Source organism: Pontiella sp. (assembly GCF_041622395.1).
Taxonomy (GTDB): domain Bacteria; phylum Verrucomicrobiota; class Kiritimatiellia; order Kiritimatiellales; family Pontiellaceae; genus Pontiella.
Window position 1 is genome coordinate 1 of the sequence record NZ_JBFJYW010000340.1, and the last position, 3735, is coordinate 3735.

The following is a 3735-nucleotide window of genomic DNA, read 5'->3' on the forward strand; positions in this document are numbered from 1 at the left end:
TCCTTGACGAGTCCGGTTCCCCGGCTCGGGTCCACCTTGAAGCCACTGTCCCATTTGTACATCTTGCCCGGCGTTGCGCCCTGGTTGCCGTCGGGAATCGACAGCACTTGCTCGCCATCGGGTTTGAGGCTGTAGGCCAGGGTTTTATCCGCGACGCGCAGGGTGCCGCTCTGGCCGCGGCCGGTCAGATTCTTGACGACCGCGTTCACCTCGCCGCCGAGTTCGGGGCGGAGTGAGACGCTGATCGCCGAGGCGGCGTCGTTGGTTTCGGCCGCCTGGAGCGCCATGGCCAGGAGCGCGGCGTCTTTGGCCTTGATCAGCAGCGGGGCCGGGGTGAGCTGAATCGACGTGTTCCCGGCTTTATCGGCCTTGGACGAACGTGGGTTGCCCATCAGATCGACGAACTCGACGCTCTGGCCGAATGTCGCTTGGATGGCCGGGCCGCGGGTCAGGCCGTTTTCCACATCGTGGCTTACGCACCAGACCGCCGCGACGCCCGTGCCGTCCTTGAGTCTGAACGCGTAGCCGCGGATGCCGGCGGCCGGTTTGATGTCGGCCAAGTACTCAACGTATCCCAGATGGGTGCCCAGGGTATTGGCTACCTTGTTGAGTAGGAGCGGCGTCAGATACAGATCCAGAAACGGGCGCGAGACCCAGATATTGGAGGACTGGACCCGGGGCCAGTATTTGAGCATGATGAGCCAGGCCCGGGCCGCGGAGGCCGCATGGATGAATTCGCGATTGCCGAAGTCGTAGGTGGGTTTTCCCGCCTGATAATGGTCGTAGGCGGTATCCGCCGACCAGGCCGGAACGTAGGCTTCCGGGGTGTTGAACATTTCCGTGTAGTGGATCGGGGTTTCCCGGCCGTAGCCGTAGCGTTCCATCTGGGCAATCAGCCGGGCGGTCTCCTCGTCCAGATCGTTGTTGGAAAGCGTGCCCCTATCGATATTGCCATAGGGATGGACCGCCAGCGCATCGTATTTCAACCCGTGTTTTTGCGCCGCTTTCAGATAGCCTTCGATGGCGTCGTAGCCGCGCAACCGCGAGTAGCCCGAGGTGCCGCAGGTGGGCATGATTTTCGCGGTTGGCATGGCGCGTTTGACGCCGCGGGCGGTGGCGGCCTGGGCCTTGAAGTACTCGTCGAATTTCTTGTTGCGGACCAGACCGGACCCCTCCTCCTCGTTGCCAAAGGCCCAGATGTCGTACTGCTCGGGATCGCGCAGTTTGGCGCTTTCGTAGGCGACCTGTTCGATGCGCGCCTCCATTTCGGGGGTGACCTCTGTCCACTTGCGGTAGTTGCCGCCGATTTCGGGATCCTGGCTGGTGATCATGGTGGCGATGTTGGCGATGCGGTATTTCTTCTCCAACTCCGGGCGCAGCTTGCCGTTGCCTTTGCTGTAGCCCCAGCTGGTGGAACCGAAGCCCCATTCCATGTATTTGCGTGCCAGATCCTCACCGCGACTGATTCGGGCGTAATGGCCCAGGGTTCCGAAGATGTTCTTGGTGGCATGGGTGTTGGAAAGGGGCGTCATAATCGAAAGGCGGTAGTAGTCGCAATAGGGCGCGACTCCCTTCACCGTGTAGGCGGCCTTGACCACGAACACGCCCTCGCCAAACCGTTTCTCCTGGAAGTCCAGTTTGAGGGTTTGCAGACCCTCGTCGTCGATCTTGAACTTGAATGTCTCGCTGTAGACGATCTCCCGGAAGGCATTTTTGGCCGAAATGGTCACTTCTCCGGCCGTGCCCGGTTTGCCGACAATCGTAAACTCCGCGTTGATCGGCTTGCCTTTGACAATGCTGTTGTCCGGGTCGGCCGTGGTCAGCATGCCGTCGAGCGGGGCCGAGACGAACTCAGTGGGGGTTGACCCCTTTTCGAGCTGAATGCCATCGACCAGGGTGTTGTTGCCGCCCAAGAGGGTAATGCTCACGCCCGCGGCGTCCGCAGTGAAGGTCCGCGAGTAGCGTTTCCAGGTCTGGCCGACGGTGAATTTGGAGTCCGGATTGTTGGTGTCGCCCCAGGGACCGGTGCCGCCGAAGCGACCGCCGCGCGCCGCGCTCTTCAGAGCCATTTTCAAGGCGGAGTTCGCATGTTCGGACTTGGCGTAGAAGCTGAGCGTGTAGACTTGGCCCTTGTCGAGGGACAGTGGGAAGGTCATCAGTCCGGGCGCGCCGTGTTGAGTATTGCGGAGCATCACGGCCTTCTTGCCGAACTTACCGCCGGGCACCACCTCCTGACGCGGTGCTTCGTCCGGCTTGTAGGTGGCGCCGCCGCCGATCCAGGTCCAGTAGCGAAGGCCCTGCTCGAAGCTGGGATTGGGCATCACGTTGCGGGTCGGAGACATCGGCACGTGGGTGGCGTCGTCCTTCCAGAAATCGATGCCGCCGACGGGCGGCGGCGTATCCTGTTGCGGCAGTGCGGCCTCGCCCAGGTCGATGATGATCTTTCCGGTCACGCGGGGTTTCGGATAGCGGGCGCGATTGATCAAGCCGTAGCGGTCGTCGCCGACTTTCGGCACATGGATGCTTTCGGTGATCTGCCCGGTCAGCTCACCGAGTTCCAGAGTGTATCCCTGCACCGGATCGGAGGCGTTGTAGACGAAATCGCCGGTGGCCGGGGTGCGGATTCCATTTTTGGAGGCGACCAGCTGCTCCCGGCTGGCTTCCTTGAACGTCGTGCCGCCCAGGGTCAGTTTCTTGCCTTTGTACTCGTGGATGGTATACCAGGGCACCGCGCCGAAACCCGTTTTCGAGTTTTCGAGTTCCTGCTGGCTGACGCCCATGTCCCAGGAAAGTTCGATCCGGCTGTCTTTGAGCGGGTTGAGATGATAGGTGAACACCGCGCGTTTTCCGGCGGGGGTCAGGTACGGTTTGCGGTAGGTGACCGTCCGGGCCTTTTTGTCGATGGTCAACGAATCCGGATCGTCCTTGATGTCCTGGTACGGATAGCCGTAGCCGCCGCCTTTGAACGAGCCCCACCACATGAAGCAGGCCACCTGCTTGTTGTCGATGTAGATGGTGACGTTCTGGTCTTTGTCCGGCCGGTTGCGCCCGTCGATCCGGCGCACCATGACGGCTTTGTTCCCGACCTGAAAGGAGGGTTGTTCATAGATGGCCCCCTTATGGGAACCGTGCTGGTGATAGGCGAAGGTCTCGACCTGGAAAATCGGATCCTGGCGCGCGGCGCCCCGGCTTTCGAAGACCGGGTCCGGATCGGGCAGCGGCGGCGCCGCCGCGGCACGTTCGGAAGAGGCCGCGCACAACAGTGCGGCCGTCAATAACACGCTGAATTTAGAGTTCATTTAATTTCCTTTTTCTATTTCCGCGATCAAAGATTCCGGCTGGGAGCAAGGAGTTCCTCGACCACGTTTTCGGTGAAAAACAGCGAGGCGTAATGAGCTTGGTCGTAGTCGAAGCTTTCTAGGGCGGCGAGGATTTCCGGCGTCACGGCGCGGATATGTTCCGGATCTTCGGACATCGTGACGATCCAGGCGGCCGGAAGGGCTTGGAGCGCGGTCGATTTGTCCTCGCTCACGGCGGGGCAGAGCTTGCTCCAGATCCGTTGTTCCTCGACGGCTACCGCGACCCCGTCGTCGGCGCAGGTCTGCGGACGCCAAGCATTGAGCATCAGCCGCCAGTCCGGGGTGAACGCCCGACGCTCCCCGCCGATGAAATCACGATAACGTGCGATACCCTCGGCCGCCGACTTCCCGAGTGCCTTCAGACCTTGGTGGTAAA

The 3735-nt window shown here is 61.4% G+C and carries 2 protein-coding genes; both read right to left on the minus strand.

Translation table 11 applies throughout. From position 1 onward, the window contains the following. Positions 1 to 3299 (minus strand): carbohydrate binding domain-containing protein (locus tag ABYO54_RS15120; protein WP_372809070.1); only part of this gene is annotated, 3299 nt, incomplete at its 3' end. A 26-nt stretch (positions 3300 to 3325) separates the two neighbouring features. Beyond that, on the minus strand, positions 3326 to 3735 hold a 410-nt coding region (locus ABYO54_RS15125; RefSeq protein WP_372809071.1), incomplete at its 5' end, for a hypothetical protein.